General features: G+C 41.5%; 15 protein-coding genes. All 15 read right to left on the reverse strand.

From position 1 onward, the window contains the following. Positions 1-8: 8 nt before the first annotated feature. Positions 9-1,757, reverse strand: a complete 1,749-nt coding sequence (locus tag ACHUE3_RS13430; RefSeq protein ID WP_394192904.1) for a response regulator — start codon at positions 1,755-1,757, stop codon at positions 9-11. A gap of 386 nt (positions 1,758-2,143) precedes the next feature. Continuing rightward, entirely contained in the window at positions 2,144-4,477 is a 2,334-nt protein-coding gene (locus ACHUE3_RS13435; RefSeq protein WP_394192905.1) for a fatty acid cis/trans isomerase, read from the reverse strand. Between the two features lie 4 nt (positions 4,478-4,481). Beyond that, positions 4,482-4,865, reverse strand: a complete 384-nt coding sequence (locus ACHUE3_RS13440; protein ID WP_394192906.1) for a hypothetical protein — start codon at positions 4,863-4,865, stop codon at positions 4,482-4,484. Between the two features lie 134 nt (positions 4,866-4,999). Beyond that, on the reverse strand, positions 5,000-5,665 hold the full coding sequence (locus ACHUE3_RS13445) for an SDR family oxidoreductase (protein ID WP_394192907.1): 666 nt from the start codon (positions 5,663-5,665) through the stop codon (positions 5,000-5,002). 106 nt (positions 5,666-5,771) lie between these two features. Then, on the reverse strand, positions 5,772-6,578 hold the full coding sequence (locus ACHUE3_RS13450; RefSeq protein ID WP_394192908.1) for a VOC family protein: 807 nt from the start codon (positions 6,576-6,578) through the stop codon (positions 5,772-5,774). A gap of 102 nt (positions 6,579-6,680) precedes the next feature. Next, positions 6,681-7,394, reverse strand: a complete 714-nt coding sequence (locus ACHUE3_RS13455; RefSeq protein WP_394192909.1) for a hypothetical protein — start codon at positions 7,392-7,394, stop codon at positions 6,681-6,683. Positions 7,395-7,504: 110 nt separating this feature from the next. Continuing rightward, entirely contained in the window at positions 7,505-9,298 is a 1,794-nt protein-coding gene (locus tag ACHUE3_RS13460) for an alkaline phosphatase (RefSeq protein WP_394192910.1), read from the reverse strand. Between the two features lie 11 nt (positions 9,299-9,309). Continuing rightward, the gene (locus tag ACHUE3_RS13465; protein ID WP_394192911.1) at positions 9,310-10,899 is read right to left on the reverse strand and encodes an alkaline phosphatase; all 1,590 of its coding nucleotides are present in this window, start codon (positions 10,897-10,899) and stop codon (positions 9,310-9,312) included. A gap of 255 nt (positions 10,900-11,154) precedes the next feature. Further along, complete coding sequence (locus ACHUE3_RS13470; protein ID WP_394192912.1) at positions 11,155-11,778, reverse strand: tetratricopeptide repeat protein; 624 nt, start codon at positions 11,776-11,778, stop codon at positions 11,155-11,157. A gap of 115 nt (positions 11,779-11,893) precedes the next feature. Further along, positions 11,894-13,207 (reverse strand): adenylosuccinate synthase, encoded by a 1,314-nt coding sequence (locus ACHUE3_RS13475; protein WP_394192913.1) that lies wholly within the window; start codon positions 13,205-13,207, stop codon positions 11,894-11,896. Positions 13,208-13,425: 218 nt separating this feature from the next. After that, the gene (gene hflC, locus ACHUE3_RS13480) at positions 13,426-14,304 is read right to left on the reverse strand and encodes a protease modulator HflC (protein ID WP_394192914.1); all 879 of its coding nucleotides are present in this window, start codon (positions 14,302-14,304) and stop codon (positions 13,426-13,428) included. 5 nt (positions 14,305-14,309) lie between these two features. Further along, positions 14,310-15,476 (reverse strand): FtsH protease activity modulator HflK, encoded by a 1,167-nt coding sequence (gene hflK / locus ACHUE3_RS13485; protein ID WP_394192915.1) that lies wholly within the window; start codon positions 15,474-15,476, stop codon positions 14,310-14,312. Between the two features lie 106 nt (positions 15,477-15,582). After that, entirely contained in the window at positions 15,583-16,866 is a 1,284-nt protein-coding gene (hflX, locus tag ACHUE3_RS13490) for a ribosome rescue GTPase HflX (protein WP_058560838.1), read from the reverse strand. Between the two features lie 16 nt (positions 16,867-16,882). Continuing rightward, entirely contained in the window at positions 16,883-17,149 is a 267-nt protein-coding gene (gene hfq / locus ACHUE3_RS13495) for an RNA chaperone Hfq (RefSeq protein ID WP_058560837.1), read from the reverse strand. Positions 17,150-17,229: 80 nt separating this feature from the next. Beyond that, positions 17,230-18,147 carry a tRNA (adenosine(37)-N6)-dimethylallyltransferase MiaA gene (miaA, locus tag ACHUE3_RS13500; protein WP_394192916.1) on the reverse strand — a complete coding sequence of 306 codons (918 nt, stop codon included), beginning with the start codon at positions 18,145-18,147 and terminating at the stop codon, positions 17,230-17,232. Between the last annotated feature and the right edge of the window lie 2 nt (positions 18,148-18,149).

The raw sequence follows: 18,149 nt of genomic DNA on the forward strand, positions 1-18,149 counted from the left end.
TTATTCTTTTAACTCATTCCTTGGCTTATTTCGCCCTTATTGACTGTGTCGATAAGGGCTTTTTTGACTGTTTCTAAATTAATTGGTTTAAACACATGTGCATTTGCTCCTAGCTGTAGCGTACGATCAATATCCGTTTGCGACATATTCGCAGTGACAACAATAATAGGCATGGTTAAGTTTAATTCTTGGCGAATAATTTCAATCGCTTTAAACCCATCCATGACTGGCATGTTTAAATCCATAAACACAAGGTCATAACTGTTTTCTTCCACTTTGGCGGTCGCTATCAAGCCATTTTCAGCTAATTCATTGGTGTAATCCAGCTCCTTTAGAATCCCTTTAAGTATCATTGCATTTAATGGGTTATCTTCAACTATTAAGCAATGCAAGTTAGCGGGTAAAGGTTGCTTTGTTTGAGGTTGCTGTATTTCTACGGGAAGCAAAATGCTAACGCATGCGCCATGAGGCTCGTTTTCTAAAAACTCAATACGCCCTTGTTGCATCTGTAAAATATGTTGAACACGCGCTAATCCCACTTGCATTCCTTGGAAGTGATTGTCTTGCTGAGTATGTTCATTGGTTGATAAGTAAGGGTAATAGTTTTTAAAACCTATACCAGTGTCAACAACAATTAACTTAAGTTGCTGATTATTTGTAATAGACGCTGTAACAGTAATTTTACCTGCCTCGGTAAATTTTAATGCATTGGATAACAGTTCACTCACCACCTGTTGAAAACGGCGATGATCCAGCTCAACCATACAATCTAAAGAATCTGCTAAGTTTTTTTCTAGTATTATTCCTTTTTCCTGACAGGCAAATTGATAAGATTGAATAACAGCATCAATTGACTCCAATAAATTTGATGTACTCGGTACTAACGTCCACTGCCCCAAACTCATTTGTTGGACTTCATTTAATTCATCCAAAATATTAAGTAGGCGATGCGAGCAATAATGCGCTTGCTGCTTTAATGTATTTTGCGCGTTCGAAGTCTCTAATTGATCCACCGCGTTGAGTAAGCCTTGCAGTGGTGTTCTGAGTTCGTGGCCTGCTCTGGCAATAAAACGCTGTTTATTTTGGCTGATTGATTCGGCATGTTGTTTTTGCTTTTGATACTTATCGAGTGTGGTTTTTATGTGTTTTTCCATCGGTTTGAAAATAAACTTTAATTCCACAAGCAACAGAAATAAAGTAAATAACCATACACCCAGCTCTACATTAGATAGCACGATAATTTTGTTATTCGATTGATGCTCAAATAAACTAACAGCATGGTCTAACTTTTTTAAAAAAAGTTCGACTACTTTGATATTAAAAACATCAGGTACTTCCCTGTTGCTCATATTATCCGACTGCAAAACCTCAGTTGCGGCTGTTATGTAGCGCTCACTTTGTTGTGCTAAATTATTCGGCGCTAGAAAATAATAATCTTTGAGCTCATCACCAAGAAGAACATACTCACCAGCTGCATTGGTTTGCAATAAAAAGTCATGCCCCTTTTTAAACGCATTAACTGTTTGCTCTAAAGAATAACGGTGCTGCGCGTCATCCCGCAGGCTGACCGCATTGACATGCCAAGCTATTTTTTGCGACAGCATCCGCTGCTTACCAGCAATATTGATAGTATGGGCATCGTTTTTTTGGATTGATAAAAAAGATTGAAGAATTAAAGCCGCGGCGGTACTTAAAATCGCAATCGCCAATAAAGCAAAACGATAACGCGATCGAATATTTGCAATTATCTCTGTCATAGCCCCCCCCGCTTCTTTAAAATTTATTTATACCCAAGCCATCTCAAGATGTGAGTTTCAATTGGAATTAAAAGCGATTTAGGCAAGGCATTGATTGCAAATAATGGTTGTTCCCTTGTTAAAATCAATAACGCAGTATAAATCGCTTTTAAACCAACCCGCTGGGCGTTCACAGGCACTTACTCTCATCGTTGTTCCTTCTTAAAAGGGATGGCCATTCTTGCAAAGTAACGCCTTGATATTAAGCCCCTGTGAAACGCTGAATTCTGCATCTTGAGGTGGCTTGGGTATAATTGTAGCCTAGCATTGCAAAAGTAACACTTTGTATAAAATAAAAAACCTCGTATTAAACGAGGTTTTTTCTGGTATTTAAGATTATAGATAAATTAACGATTCTCTAAACGATTGTAATCAAATAAACCATATTCAATTTGGCGATATTCTTTAGCAACATCATGCAAAATGTCACTATATTGCCAAAATTGAGGATGTGTTCTACGAATCGCAAATTGGCTCTTTAACGCTCTGTAATCCGCTTCATCTTTTATTTGAGGCAATTGCTGTGCAAAGCTATCCACTTGCTGTTGGTTATTTAAATACCAAATTGCTTCTGGATAATCACCAATAAAGCCAGGCACAATTGTCACTGTATCCTCAGCATATGCTCGCTGACCTTCCTCATTTAATAAGCTAGAGATATTATAATGTGCATTATGGTGGATCAAGGTATAAGCCTGATGCCCAGTGTTACCTTCTTTAACCAACACGTAAGAGATTTGCGGTAATAGGTTCACTGCTTTTGCAGGCATATTATTTAATTTTCGCAACGGCTGAGGTACTTTCGTAAAGTCGTAACGTGGGCTTAATACTGGCTTTAACACCTGTTTAATTAAGCCATAAAGCTCTTGTTGATGGTTGTTGGTTTTGTATTCAATACCCGTTGTTTGACTAAATTGCTCACCATATTTAAAAAAGTTAGTCAGGCTGGTAGGTGATTTACGGTACCAATTGGCATTCAACTCTTTTCGCTGTTGTTTTGGTAGCAACGCTAAAAAGTTTTGTTCACCTTCGAGCCTTAAAAAGTCCATGTATAAACGGGTGATCAATTGATGTCCAATATTGCCATACACATCAAAGCCCGCCACTAATAAATAGTGAATACGTTCGAATAGAGCGTAATCAAGTACCCACATAGTTTTTGGCTCTTGCCCTATAAGCCCTTTAACAACGGTTGCGCTGTCAAAGTGGCGGAAAATAGTTAGTGCGGCATTGTCATTCACGCCTTCACCACGCCATAAAAGATCCGTGGTTAAATGCTCGCCATTTTTAAACATTTCATTGGCAAGCTTTACTTTAGCTTCAATGTAAGTACTTTGGCGGTTAGCGTATTTTACCCAACTAGAAATAGGTAAGGCGTTACTTTCTTCTGCCGCTGGTAATGCCAGTGCATCTTCATGTTGCAGCAGCATTTGGCCAACTTGGGGGGTTGCCGCTTTATCTGGATCAGCAAACGCGACCCAAAAATGGTCGTTAATTACATTTAATGCAATTTGCCCACGACACACAGGTCCTTTAATAAAGCCCATTATAATTAGTTCAGCTTCATCCAGCATAAACTGATACTTAGATTTTACCGGTATAACAGCAAAAGCCTTAAATGGGTTAGATGCAACTTCAGGCTTATAGCTAGGCATTTTTTCGACCGTGTAATCAGGTTCGATAAACTGGCTGTAAATGCGCGCTAGCTTGGTATCGTTTAGAGCTAGGGGAAGATGCGTTTTAGCTAAAATAGTAGAACGTTCATGCATCAAGCGGTAATAAACACGATCAACTTTTGGATCATCATACGGACGGCGCGTGTTAATAAGTTTAATTGCTTGCCCTGGTGGCGTACTTGAGCGTACTAGTTTGAAAAAGCTTTGTTCACCTTTTTGCTCAAAGTATATATGCGCTAAATACCAATGTTCGTATATATACCGTGCAGCCAGTTGATACTTTAAGCTGTCTTGATTTAAAAAACTTTCCCATCGTTGAGCTTGCGCAGTTGCCTCTTTACTAGGTGGCTTAATATGAGCCATTTTACCACCGCTTTTCAGCCACTTTTCTAAGTGTTTAAACTCGCTTCGGGTAATACCTGGTAGGCCATATGGCATGCCTGCATGTGGTTGGTTTTTTGCTAAACGATCAAACTCTTCAATGCCCGTGCATGACTGGGTGCGATCTAGTGCAAAATCAAATTCGTCGCCCAATACTTCTTCGTCTGGCAAAGGTGAACTCATTTTTAGCACTAAACTGTTATATAAAACACTGCCTGCTAAATTACCTTGCTCTGTTTGACCACGCTCATTAAGTACCGGTGAAAAGTTTTTCTCACGCCACCCTGCGGTGTCAGTTGCATCATAAAGTAAGCGGCTAGGCTTTGAAGCAAGCAAACGCGTGCCGTCATACACTAATTCTTTACTTAACCCACGGTCAATACCTTCTGGTGATGATAACTTCAATTGGCAAGGGGCGTCGTAACAACCATGACAAACAACACATCGGTTATCTAATACAGGCTGTACATGCTGTAAAAACTCGCGTCCAGCGCCTGAGTCATGCTCTACAATTCGCTGTTGAACATTTTCGGGCCCAAATAGTTCATCGTAATGAGCAGCCCCAAGATATGCACAACCTGTTAATATAATAATCGCAACGCTTAGCAATAAGGATTTTTTCATGCGTTTACTCGTCCTCATCACCTAGGTCAAATGTTGGCATCATGTCCATTTGCGGCGATACAAAGGTCATGTCATTGTCAGCATCTAACATTGCACTGAGTAATGGCCCGTGTGTGAGTGTTAATTGTGCTTGGTGAGCCTGTTTAGTCAATGCAGCAAAGGCTTCATTCGGTGCTTCTAATTGGTATTCGTTGATAGTGATCCCGATACTGCTGTCAACACTTGGGTTTTGGCAAAGCTGTGTTAATAGTTCATCGTCTAATACGATTGTTAATAATAAATCAGGCTGCTCTAAATCACGTTGATTTAACGTTTCATCAAAAAGAAATAACGCAAGGGTTAGGTTACTATTTTGCGCTAATTCATTACTATTTTGCTCTAATTCCATGTGCGGCTCTCTAAAAGGTACGATTTGGGCTTACATAGCAACGATTATAGCAAAAAATAGGATCAGAATTAGGGAAAGATTTTTAATAGCGGCGCGTTTTAAAGCCGCCACTATTGATACGGATATATCCACTGTCACCAAGGCAAAGTTTCACCGTTTGAATGCCAAAACCCGCCGGTATTTTCTAGGTTGAGTTCATCAATACGTTTAGTTAAGCGCTCTGCAGCTTGCTCTGGTGAAATGTCACCGGCAAAATTGACCATTTGAGTCTGTACAAAGCCCGGGTGGAAAAGCCCTACCGCTATCTTTTTACCTTTTAGCTCATGAGCTAAACTTACAGATGCTGCATTGAGTGCGGCCTTAGACATGCGATAACCAATGTATCCACCTGATCCGTTATCAGCAATCGACCCCATACGACTGGTAATCATCGCGACTTTCGCATCAACACCTAAGCTATGAAGTAGTGCGTGAGTAACCCTAATTGGCGCAACCGCATTAATTGCGAGCTGTTTATTAATAGCAGCGAAGTCCATATCTGCTAGGCTTTCATTTGAAAACACACCGGCATTATTTATTAGTAGATCAATTTTATGACCATGCAACTGGTTTTGTAGCGTTACAATATCGCCCTCATTTGCAACATCAATATTACTAATGACTGTTACATCGAGCGCTTTTAACTCATCACTTGGCTGGCGAACTATTGCTGTAACCTGATAGCCTTTTGCTAAGTATTGCTGACATAAATTTAAGCCAATACCTCTATTTGCGCCTGTAATCACCACGTGCTTTGTCATAAGTTAGCTCCAATAAAAAAATGATAATAATGAACTTGGGGCAAACAAAAATAAAAAAAGCGCCGTAGCGCTTATTTTGGTAAATTTATAAAATGAAATGCTCAAACTAACCGCATTTAACATCATCCATTGCTGAGGTCATAATTGAAAACACAGCCCCTTGCGGGTCTGTTATCACACTAAAGCGCCCCACCTCAGGGATATCTGTAGGAGGCACACACACTTCACCACCTAGCTGCTGCGCTTTTGTTGCTGCCTCATCACAATTACTGACGGCAAAATAAATCATCCAATGAGCAGGAATATCAGCTGGCCACTCTTCGGTCATTTCAATCATGCCTGCCACAGGCTTGCCAGCGACATTAAACAAAGTGTAATCCATGCCTTCCATCGGCTTAATTTCACTTTCCCAGCCTAATAGTTGACAATAAAACTCGCGGCTTTTTCCACTATCCCTACTGGCCAGCTCGTGCCAGTACGGTGTGTTTAACTCACCTAAACGCTGGCATCCAACATGCTGATTACCTTGCCATAAGGCAAACATAGCGCCGCCAGGTTCGTTTATAAGCACCATACGCCCCGCATCCATGACATCATGAGGGCCTGCAACTATCTCAGCGCCCAATTGTTTGGCTTTTGTTGCTAGGGCATCAACATCGTCAACGGCAATATACGTGAGCCAGTGGCTTGGTACATCAGCCGCTTTTTGCTCTGCTGGCATCTGATATATGGCAGCAATATCATCACCTTGCTTTTGCAACATGGTGTAATATAAATCTTCCCCTATTGGTTGGTCATCACTGCCCCACTCAAACAATTCAGTGTAAAACGCTTTACCCGAGACCCAGTTGTGCGTGCATAACTCTGACCAACAAAATATCCCCTGAGGATGATTAACTTTATCTGTGCTCATGGTTTTCTCATAATTTACTGTTGATACACTAAAGTTAAATGAGGAAACTTTATTTTGCCAGTTTTAAACACAAACTAATTACCTTACCTACTGATTAAAAAACTAGTGATGGTGATGACTGCCTTTTAATGTTTTACCATTTGCATCATAAAACCCTGTTGCGCCATGCTCAACAAAACCGAGGTTAATCATTTTTGCTAAAAATGGGTCGCTTTCATTATCACCGATGTCCGCATAGTCGGTTGTTTGATATTTATCCCAGCTAGCAAACTGCTCAAGCACGTTTTGCTTGTTAAAACTCACTGATTGCAATATGATTATGCGGCTGTAATTAGCCTTATTAACCTGCATTGATTCAACTAAACGCTGATTACTCAACCATACAAGCTCAATAACGATATCAGCTTGCTTTAGGTGATAGCGCTGCTTTTTATCACACCCTTCCCCTTGCTCACTTTGCAATTGCATTTTTGCTAAAAGTTGATCGCTAACTAACTGGTATTTACCGCTGAAGTCTAACCGGCCATTTACTTCAGAAGGTTGATATTCAATACCCCGCTTTGCCTGTGTAAAATAGCGAATAGGGCGAATTTGCTGATTACTTAACTGGCGCCAAAGCTCAACCAATTGCTCACTTTGTTGTGCAACTTGGCGTGGTGTACGCCACAATGTGAATGACAGCTCATTTTTAGGCAATTTCTGGCTAGTTTGCTCACTCACTTTATAACTAGCTTGCAGGTATTGGTTATCGGCTTTGCACTCAACGGCACTAGCGAATGGGCTTAACAGCACCATAGATAAAATAATTGATTTCATAGAGTTTATTTTCTTTGATTAGATTAGGTTAACTGTATCGCGTTGATTTGGCATATTTATGACAAGAGCAACTCAGGTGAGTTGCTCTTTAATTATGTATTTACAGATGATTACTTTGTTAACTTTGCATCTGCGTTTTTAACAAGGTCACCGGCATAATCCATTACATGGAACAGGAAGCTTTGTTCATTTGTGCCTGTCACAAGATGTGCACCTGGGCCTATTGCATAAACACCTACATCTTCACCTGCATGAGTTTCTGAACCTAGTGGCACAGTTGCTTCTTGGTGAAAGCCAGGGCTCATTGTATCGACTGACGTTAAGTCAAAGCGACCCACAGCAGGTCCCTCAAGGTATGACGCATCTGCATTCGTTTCGTCACCTAAATCTCTGTAACCTAAGCCATTGGTATAACCAACCGTAGTATATGGCATACCGTCTGCTGCCATGCTTGGCTCAGTCTTACCCACCGCAACCACTTTTCCTAAAATTGGGTTACCACGCTTTGGATAGCCTGCAATAGTAAATACATGGCTGTGATCGGCGGTTACAATGATCAACGTGTCCTCGATACTGGTTTTATCCATAGCCACTTGAACAGCTTTTGATAACTCAATAGTGTCATTTAACGCATTGTAAGCATTGCCTGCGTGATGAGCATGGTCAATTCGCCCTGATTCAACTGTAAGGAAAAAACCTTTGTCGTTATTATCAAGTACATCAATCGCTTTGGCGGTCATTTGTGATAATGAAGGTTCACCGGCGATATCATTCGCACGGTCTGCTTCGTATTGCATATGCGATTCATTAAATAAGCCAAATACTTGTGAAACACTTTCAGTATCAAGATTATCGAACCCAGCTTGGTCCATCACATATTGCCCTGTTGGGTATTTTGCTTGCCACTCAGCGGTTAAATCGCGCTCATCCGTGCGGTCACCTTCAACGGCACTCATCGCATCAGCAGAGTTAAATGCTGCATCTTTTGGTAAAAAGTGACGACGACCACCACCCATAACCACTTCAAGACCATCTACATCAACACCCGCAAAGCGTGACTCTAAGTTGGCTTCAAAATTAACAAGCTGAGAGGCAATATCTTCACAGCCACCTGTTACGGCATCTTCAGGCATATCTGAAACATCTTCCCAGTTACGGTCTGCAGATTTTGCATATGTCGCTGCAGGTGTTGCATGGGTAATACGCGCTGTCGATACAATACCTGTTGCTAAACCATTAATTTCAGCAAGTTCAGTCGCAGTAACCAGCTCATTGCCAGCAACCGTTGAACAGTCGCCACGCACGATGTCTTCATCAACACCAATCACGCCTACGTCGGTTTTAACACCTGACGCCATTGCTGTCATGGTACCTGCTGAATCAGGAGTTTGTGCATCTACATTATACGTTTTAGAAAAACCAGAGAACGGCATAGTGTCAAAGCTTAGTAGGTGTTCTTCACCCATTTTGCCTTCAAGCTGACCTGCAAGAATACGTGCCGCTGTCACGGTTGATACGCCCATGCCATCGCCCACAAACAAAATAATATTTTTTGCTTTGCCTGATTCTTTTACTATTTTTTCAATATTGTCTTGGCTTGTTGCCATCTTCACTTTTGCATCTTTAAACCATTGGTTAGTCGATAAATTCACTAACTGCTGAGGCGTTAAAGAGCTTGCTGGGTCATTACATGTAACTGTAGTCGTTAATACTTCATCGGCATCTAGCTCACCGTTACGATTGGTATCTTCACCTTCAAGCTTTTCTGTGCCGCCATTGACGCATTGCTCAGAGCCTACTGGCAAAGTGTTACTTACAACTAGAGTTTTATAATCTTTATCGTCGTCTGAGCAGCCAGTTAATGCGACAACCACTGCTAAAGATAATAGGTTTAATTTTTTCATGTTAGCCGCCATTATTGTTTAATTAATTCGAGTGCTTGATTAACTAAGTGGAACACTACATTTTGCTCTACTACACCTTGCGCAAGTTGTGCACCAGGTCCTTTGGCATGAAGTGTAATGTCTTCACCTGCATGCGTTTCAGAGCCAAGTGGTACCGTTGCCTCTTGGTGAAAGCCAGCACTTGTTGTATCAATAGTGGTTAAATCATGACGACCTACATTTGGGCCTTCAAGATAAGCAGCATCTGCGTTTGTTTCATCACCTAAATCTCTAAAGCCTAGGCCATTTGCATAACCTACCGTTGTATAAGGCATGCCATCTGCAGCAAGTGATGGGTCTTCTTTACCTACAGCAACAACTTTACCTAAAATTGGGTTACCACGCTTTGGATAACCTGCAATCGTAAATACATGACTGTGATCGGCAGTCACTAAAATGAGCGTTTCTTCAGGGTTGGTATTATCAACCGCTGCTTGAACTGCTTTAGCAAATTCTATGGTATCGTTTAACGCGTTATACGCATTACCGGCATGGTGAGCGTGGTCAATACGACCTGACTCGACTGTTAAAAAGAAGCCCTTTTCATTGTTACCGAGGATACTGATAGCTTTCTCTGTCATTTCAGATAGCGAAGGTTCACCTGCAATATCGTTCTCACGGTCTGCCTCATACTGCATATGTGATTCATTAAATAACGCCAGTACTTGTTTTGTATCCGCTGATAAAGCTTCAAAACCCGCTTTATCCATTACATATTGACCATCTGGGTAATTTGCTTGCCATTCAGCCGTTAAGTCGCGTTCATCTGTTCTATCGCCTTCCACTTCACTCATTGCATCGTCTGAATTGAAAGTAGCATCTTTAGGTAAAAAGTGACGACGCCCGCCACCCATTACAACGTCAATGCCATCAACATCAGTGCCTAGGAATCTTGCCTCTAAGTTTTTTTCAAAATTCACTAGCTGCGATGCAATATCTTCACAACCAGCGGTCACTGCATCTTCAGGCATATCCGATACATCTTCCCAATTACGATCTGCTGATTTGGCATAAGTTGCAGCTGGTGTCGCATGAGTAATACGTGCTGTAGATACCACACCCGTTGCCAAACCTTTAATTTCAGCCAACTCTGTTGTGGTGATCAGCTCATTACCCAATACAGTAGAGCAATCACCGCGTTGAATATTTTCATTCACACCAATAACACCCACATCGGTTTTCACACCCGATGCCATCGCCGTCATGGTGCCTGCAGAATCTGGTGTTTGCGCATCCACATTGTATGTTTTTACTTGAGCTGAATAAGGAAATGCTTCAAAGCTAAGCAGCCCTTCTTCACCCAGTTGACCTTCACGTTGGCCCGCTAAAATACGTGCAGCAGTTAACGTTGATACACCCATGCCATCACCCACGAACAAGATCACATTTTTAGCTTTAGTTTGTTGTTCTTCCTGAGCTTGGCTTTGCTTTGTCGCAAGTGTTGTTTGAGCACTTTCGTACCACTGGCTTTGTGTTTGGCTTTGCGGTAAAACACCTGCATTTGCTGCTGCAGATATCGCCAATGTAAACCCAATTGCGGTCGCAATTTTATTGATTTTCATTCTAAATCCCGTCTCTATGTTTTTGATATAGAATCGTTAGCCCCAAGGGGGATGAGTTAAAGTACGGGGAGAATATTAGTGAAGGTTTATGAAACTAACGGTGATTATCAATGACAATGAGGTTAAGAAAAAAAGTAATATTTATGAAAATCAACAGTTTAGATATGATATACCATCACAATACAAGGCTGTGGTAATTTTGTCAACGAGTACCGATAAAGCCCTGCTAATTTTAAGGAGGTATACTCTGACTAGCTACATCGGTAAGCGAGCGCGTGCGATAACACTATCAGGCATTTTTTGCGCTAGCTGGCTCAGTGCACGTTCTATTTTTTTATGCGTTGCCTTGTCAGCAACCATCGCATGAAATAACCACCTATAGGCATCTTCATAATCGCGGGGGCTGCCATAGCCATCGTTAAATAGCTTCACTAACCTTAATTGGGCTTTTAAATTACCTTGTGCTGAGGCTTCACGTAAGTAGGTGACTGCCATTGCTTTATCTTTTTGCACCAGTTGGCCGACATCGTAGTAGCGACCAAGTTGCTCCAATGCCGCTGCCAAACCTTGATTTGCAGCTTGGCGCATATAATAAACACCTAGCTCAACATTGCGATCAACACACACAGCATATGCCAGCATATCGCCATATAAAAACTGATAAGACGGCAGTGCCATTTTATTGGCTCTTGCTTCAATATCTTGCACTAACTGGCAATCATCTGCCTTTACGCGAGCTAAATGAGTATTTTTATTGATCAGGGCTAACAGCTCTGTTTCTGTATACAAAGGCACAGCTGTTAAAGGCTCATCTGCTTTGGCGTAACTTACAGGCAGCATTGATAACACTACTAATGATAAACAAGATAACAAACGCATTTAGGCCACTTTAAATTTAAAACCATCTTAATAAAGTTTATACAAAGATCGTTCCATATTGAAATAAAGACACAAAAAAAGCTGCACAAGGCAGCTTTTTTAGTACTAACAGTATTTATGCAAACGGGCTGCGTAATACCATTGTTTCTACACGATCTGGGCCGGTAGAAATAATATCAACAGGTACACCTGTGATTTCTTCGATACGTTTGATGTAATCAAGCGCTGCTTGAGGTAACTGATCAACAGACGTCGCGCCGACTGTGTTTTCAGACCAACCAGGCATTTCTTCGTATACTGGTGTTACTTTCTCGTAACCCTCAGCAGCAAGTGGCGTTACGTTAGTAATTGTGCCATCTTCAAGCTTATAACCAGTACAGATTTTTAGCGTTTCTAAACCATCAAGTACGTCTAGTTTAGTTAAGCAGAAACCTGAGATTGAGTTAATTTGTACTGCGCGGCGCATTGCCACTGCATCTAACCAACCTGTACGACGAAGACGACCAGTCGTTGCACCAAATTCATGGCCAACTGTACCTAGGTGCTTACCGATTTCGTCTTGCTTATCAACACCATCGTAAAGCTCTGTAGGGAATGGACCAGAACCTACACGCGTTGTGTATGCTTTGATAATACCTAACACGTAATCAAGGTTTAATGGACCAAAACCTGCACCTGTTGCCACACCACCAGCGGTAGTGTTTGACGAGGTTACATATGGATAAGTACCGTGATCGATATCAAGTAATGTACCTTGTGCACCTTCAAACAAGATATTTTCGCCAGCAAGACGAGTTTGATCAAGTAATTCAGTAACATCAACAACCATTGCTTTAAGAATGTCAGCAACAGCCATTGCATCGTCAAATGTCTTTTGGAAGTCAACAGCTTCTACTTTGTAGTAGTTCACTAATGTGAAGTTATGGTATTCCAATACTTCTTTAAGTTTTGCTGCGAACAATTCAGGATTGAATAGATCACCGATGCGTAAACCACGACGGGCTACTTTATCTTCGTAAGCTGGACCAATACCACGACCAGTAGTACCGATAGCTTTATTACCACGTGCTTTTTCACGGGCTACATCTAATGCGATGTGGAAAGGCAAAATTAGCGGACATGCTTCACTGATCAATAAACGATCGCGTACTGGTACGCCACGTTCTTCAAGCATGCCAATCTCTTTCATTAGCGCTTCTGGTGAAACTACAACACCATTACCAATCACACACTTAACATTGTCACGTAATACACCCGATGGAATAAGGTGTAAAACTGTCTTTTCACCGCCGATTACTAAAGTATGCCCTGCATTGTGGCCACCTTGGTAACGAACTACTAAAGATGCTTTGTCTGTAAGGAGGTCAACTACCTTACCCTTACCTTCGTCACCCCATTGGGTGCCTAATACAACAACGTTTTTGCCCATTGTAAATTCACTTAGAAAAAATTAGGACGAGATTTTACCAGAAAATGAGGGCAAAGATCACCCCGTTTAGGTTATTTTTTCTGCGAGAGGCAAAAGCAATACCTACAATAAAAATTAACTGGTTGAATAACATTAAGTTATTCATAAAAATTCGTTTTACTAAAAGAAAAACCCTGTATACACAGGGTTTGGATTTGGTCTAATTATGAAGGAAAAGATTACTGCGCTGTAGCGCCCTTCATATATTTAAAGAAGTCGCTATCAGGTGATAATACCATCACATCTTGCTTATCTTTAAACGTTTGCTTATAGGCTTCTAATGAACGAACGAAGCTAAAGAACTCAGCATCTTTGTTATAAGCATTTGCGTAAATCGCTGCTGCTTGTGCATCACCAGCACCACGAACTGAACGAGCATTTCGCTCTGCATCAGCAAGCATTACTGTTACGCGGCGATCAACTTCTGCACGAATTGTTTCTGCTTTTTCTTGACCTTCAGAGCGGTGCTCTTTTGCCACAGCAGTACGTTCAGCACGCATACGTTGGAAAATCGAGCTACTTACTTCTTGTGGTAAATTGATTTGCTTAACACGTACATCAAGCACTTCAATACCCAGCTCTTTGGCACTTTCAGACGCTTGAACTAATGCTTCTGCCATCAACTCACTTCGCTCACCAGATACAATTTCACGAATTGTACGTGAACCAAAGTTTGTACGTAGGCCGTTATTTACTTTTTGCTTTAGTAGTGTTTCAGCATATTGCTTATCACCACGTGCACGTAGATAAAATGCACTAAAGTCATTTACACGCCATTTAACGAACGAATCAACGATTAAGTCTTTTTTCTCGCTAGTTACAAAACGGTCAGGTGCACCATCTAGCGTCTGAATACGCGCATCAATACGACGTACTTGGCTGAAAAAAGGTACCTTGAACTGTAAGCCAGGGCTGTAGACAATGGCTTTGTCGTCACTGTCTTTTTGTACCTTACTAAATAGCATCACAATTGCTTTTTGCCCTTCTGGTACTACAAATACCGATGAAAAAGACAATACAACGGCAGCTAATAATAGAACTAAACTAAAGTTTTTCATTACGCTTATCTCCCGTCGTTAAAGCGATCTGCGCTAAAGCGATCTGAACCTGAGTTCACAGTGCTATTGCGTGATGTATTTATTTTGTTACGTAAGTCGTTAATATCACTAGAACTTGGTAACGCTACGCGAGTACCCGTGCCTTGTTTTTCCATGATTTTGTCAAGTGGTAAATACATCATGTTATTACCGCCTTTCACATCGACTAGCACCTTAGAGCTATTGCCTAGCACTTCTTGCATAGTATCAATGTATAAACGTTCACGTGTTACTCTTTTAGCTGCTTGGTACTCTGGTAATAGTTTCTCAAAACGAGCAACCTCACCTTGTGCTTCTAAAATGATACGTTCGCCATAACCTTCAGCTTCTTGTGTCATACGTGTAACTTGACCACGTGCACGCGGTTCAATCTCACGAGCATAGGCTTCAGCTTCACGAATAAAGCGTTGTTCATCTTCTTGTGCAGCAATAGCATCATCGAAGGCGTCTTTTACTTCAGCCGGTGGGCGTGAATCTTTAAAGTTCACATCTGTTACGACTAAGCCTAAGTTGTACGGTTCGATGATTTGGTCAAGCTCATCCCATGTTTGTTGACGCACAATTTCACGGCCGTTTGTTAAAACTTGGTCCATTTTAGAATGACCAACAACATAACGAAGCGCGCTTTCTAGTGCCTCTTCTAAACTAGAGTCAGCATTTGTGACACTGAACTTGTAAAGGTAAGGGTCAATAACACGATACTGAACTTGAAACTCAACGCTCACCACGTTTTCGTCTTCAGTTAGCATGAAGCCTGATGTTGATAATGAACGAACGGCCTCAATATCCACTGGAATAACCGTTTCAATAAACGTCATTTTCCAACGAAGACCAGGTTGCGCAATTCGGTCGTATTGACCAAATTGTAAAACGATACCACGCTCAGCTTCTTTAACAGTGTAAATACCACTCAATGCCCATACAATTGCAGCAATAATGAGCACGAATGATAAACCTGCTCCACCAAGCCCGCCGCCATCTTTACCGGATTTATTACCGCCAAAAATGCCACCAAACTTATTGCTGAACTTACGGAACACCTCGTCTAAATCAGGTGGGCCTTGATCACGTCCGCCTTTTTTGTTCCACGGATCTTTATCATTGCCATTATTACCCGGTTCATTCCAGGCCATAGCTATACTCCATTGTTATCTAAATAATTTAGGTAATTGTGTTAAATCTACCAAATATACTGCCGTTCTCATACTAAAAACGACAGCAAGCAGTAAATTTTTACTTCTATAAAATAAATGAATCGATTTCTGGGCCAAACTCTTTCTTTAATTTGTTCCATTCAACCATTGGCATACGTGTGGTCAACAACCACTGCCCGTGTTCATCAAAATCTTCTTCGTGCACAGCGTTTAAACTAAACAATGAAGCACGCAAACGCCCATATTGCGGCGCAAGTTTAAGTGTATGTGCGAACATTTTCTTCGCAAGCAGTTCGCTTATCGCCTCTGAAAGCAGCTCACAACCTAAGCCACTTTGTGCAGACAGCCATACTCTTATAGGCATGCCTTCGTCATCACGATCAATTCGCGGAGCAACATCTTCCAGTGCATCAATTTTATTATAAACGAGTAATTGCGGCACTTCGTCAGCCTCAATCTCTTTTAAAACCGATTGTACCTGTTCTATATTTTCTTTGCGACGTGCATCAGCCACATCCACAACATGTAGTTGTAAATCAGCTTCACGGGTTTCCGTCAGGGTCGCTTTAAACGCAGCGACTAAATCATGCGGTAAATGACGAATAAAACCAACCGTATCGGCAAGAATGACTGAACCTACATCGCCTATTTCAAGCTTACGCAATGTTGGGTCTAGGGTTGCAAACAGCTGATCCGCTGCATAAACGTCTGAGTTGGTGATGCGATTGAATAAAGTAGATTTACCCGCATTAGTATAACCAACCAAAGAGACTGTTGGAATTTCATTACGGTTTCGGGCTCTGCGCCCTTGCTCACGTTGCACAGCTACTTTATCTAAGCGTGCACGGATACTTTGAATCCGAGCGCGTAGTAAACGTCTATCGGTTTCAAGCTGTGTTTCACCTGGCCCACGTAGACCAATACCGCCTTTTTGGCGCTCAAGGTGAGTCCAACCTCGTATTAAACGAGTCGACATATGACGCAACTGTGCTAACTCAACCTGCAGCTTACCTTCATGGGTACGCGCTCGCTGAGCAAAGATATCAAGTATCAAGGTCGTTCTATCAAGCACTCGACATTGACAAACAAGCTCTAAATTACGCTCTTGAGAAGGTCTGAGTTGATGGTTGAATATGACGACATCTGCATTGTGGATTTTGACAATCTCAGCAATCTCTTCTGCTTTACCGCTACCGACGAATAGTTTCGGATGTGGTGATTGACGGCTGCCTTGCACAACCGCCAAACTGCTAACACCAGCAGAAGATACTAACATTTCCAGTTCATGAAGATCTTCACGATCTCCTTCTTGAGGAAAGTCAATATGAACTAAGACTGCCTGTTCGCCGGCTTTATAACGGTCAAACAAGCATTACGCTCCTAATTTAAAAATTTCCAGGTTCTGGCTGCTCATCACCTTCTTCACTTCCTTGAACACCTTGGAAGTTTACTGCGCGAGCAGGGACTACTGTTGAAATGGCGTGTTTATACACCATTTGGTTTACTGTGTTTTCAAGTAAAATTACAAATTGGTCAAACGACTGAATCTTACCTTGTAGTTTGATGCCATTTACCAAAAAGATTGATACTGGAATACGCTCACGACGTAACGCATTCAAAAATGGGTCTTGTAACGATTGGCCTTTTGCCATGTTATTATCCTTCGTTCTAGGTGTTATTATAATTAAGTGGCTGAACTCATTTAACAAAGCTAAAAAATATTCAACTACTACTAGCTTAGCGAACTTACAACACGTTGCAAGTTTTCTTCATCACCGGTCGTTAACCAAGTTACCTCTGGCCAGCTTCTCAACCAAGTCAACTGACGTTTAGCAAGTTGTCGAGTGGCTGCAATACCGCGAAACACCATGTCATCATAGTCTGTCTCGCCAGCAATGTAATCCCACATTTGTCTATACCCTACACAACGAATAGAGGGTAAGTTTGGGTGCAAATCATTACGTTGATATAGGGACGAAACTTCTTTTTCAAACCCCTCATCAAGCATTATTTTAAACCTTTGTTCTATACGCTCATGTAAATCAGCGCGATCATCAGGCGCAATAGCAAATTGATGAAACGTATAAGGTAATTTTGGCTGCTTTTGTTTTTGCAGCTCAGTCATTGTTTTACCTGTTAAACGATAAACCTCTAACGCACGATTAATACGCTGAGAATCGTTTTCACTCATTTTTTCTGCAGCTTGTGGGTCTATCGTAGTCAGCTCCTTATAAAGCGCAGGCCATCCATATTGCTGTGCTTGTGCTTCGAGCTCAGCCCTAATAACAGGGCATGCCTCTGGCAGCGGCGATAAACCATCAATGAGTGCTTTAAAATACATCATTGTACCGCCAACAAGAACTGGCACCTTACCTTGTTGATGAAAATGATCAATTTTTTCAATCGCATCACGACGAAAATCTGCCACAGAATAGCTTTGAGCAGGGTCTATCATATCAATTAGATGATGGGGTGCTAGCGCTAACTCTTGCGCGTTTGGCTTAGCAGTACCAATGTCCATATCTTTATACACTAAGGCTGAATCAACGCTGATTATTTCGGTTTTTAAATGCTGACAAAGTTCAATAGCTAGCGCAGTTTTGCCTGCGGCTGTTGGACCCATTAAAAATATGACCGGTAAATTACTCAACG

The organism is Pseudoalteromonas atlantica, assembly GCF_043641955.1.
In the GTDB taxonomy this organism is placed as follows: domain Bacteria; phylum Pseudomonadota; class Gammaproteobacteria; order Enterobacterales; family Alteromonadaceae; genus Pseudoalteromonas; species Pseudoalteromonas atlantica_A.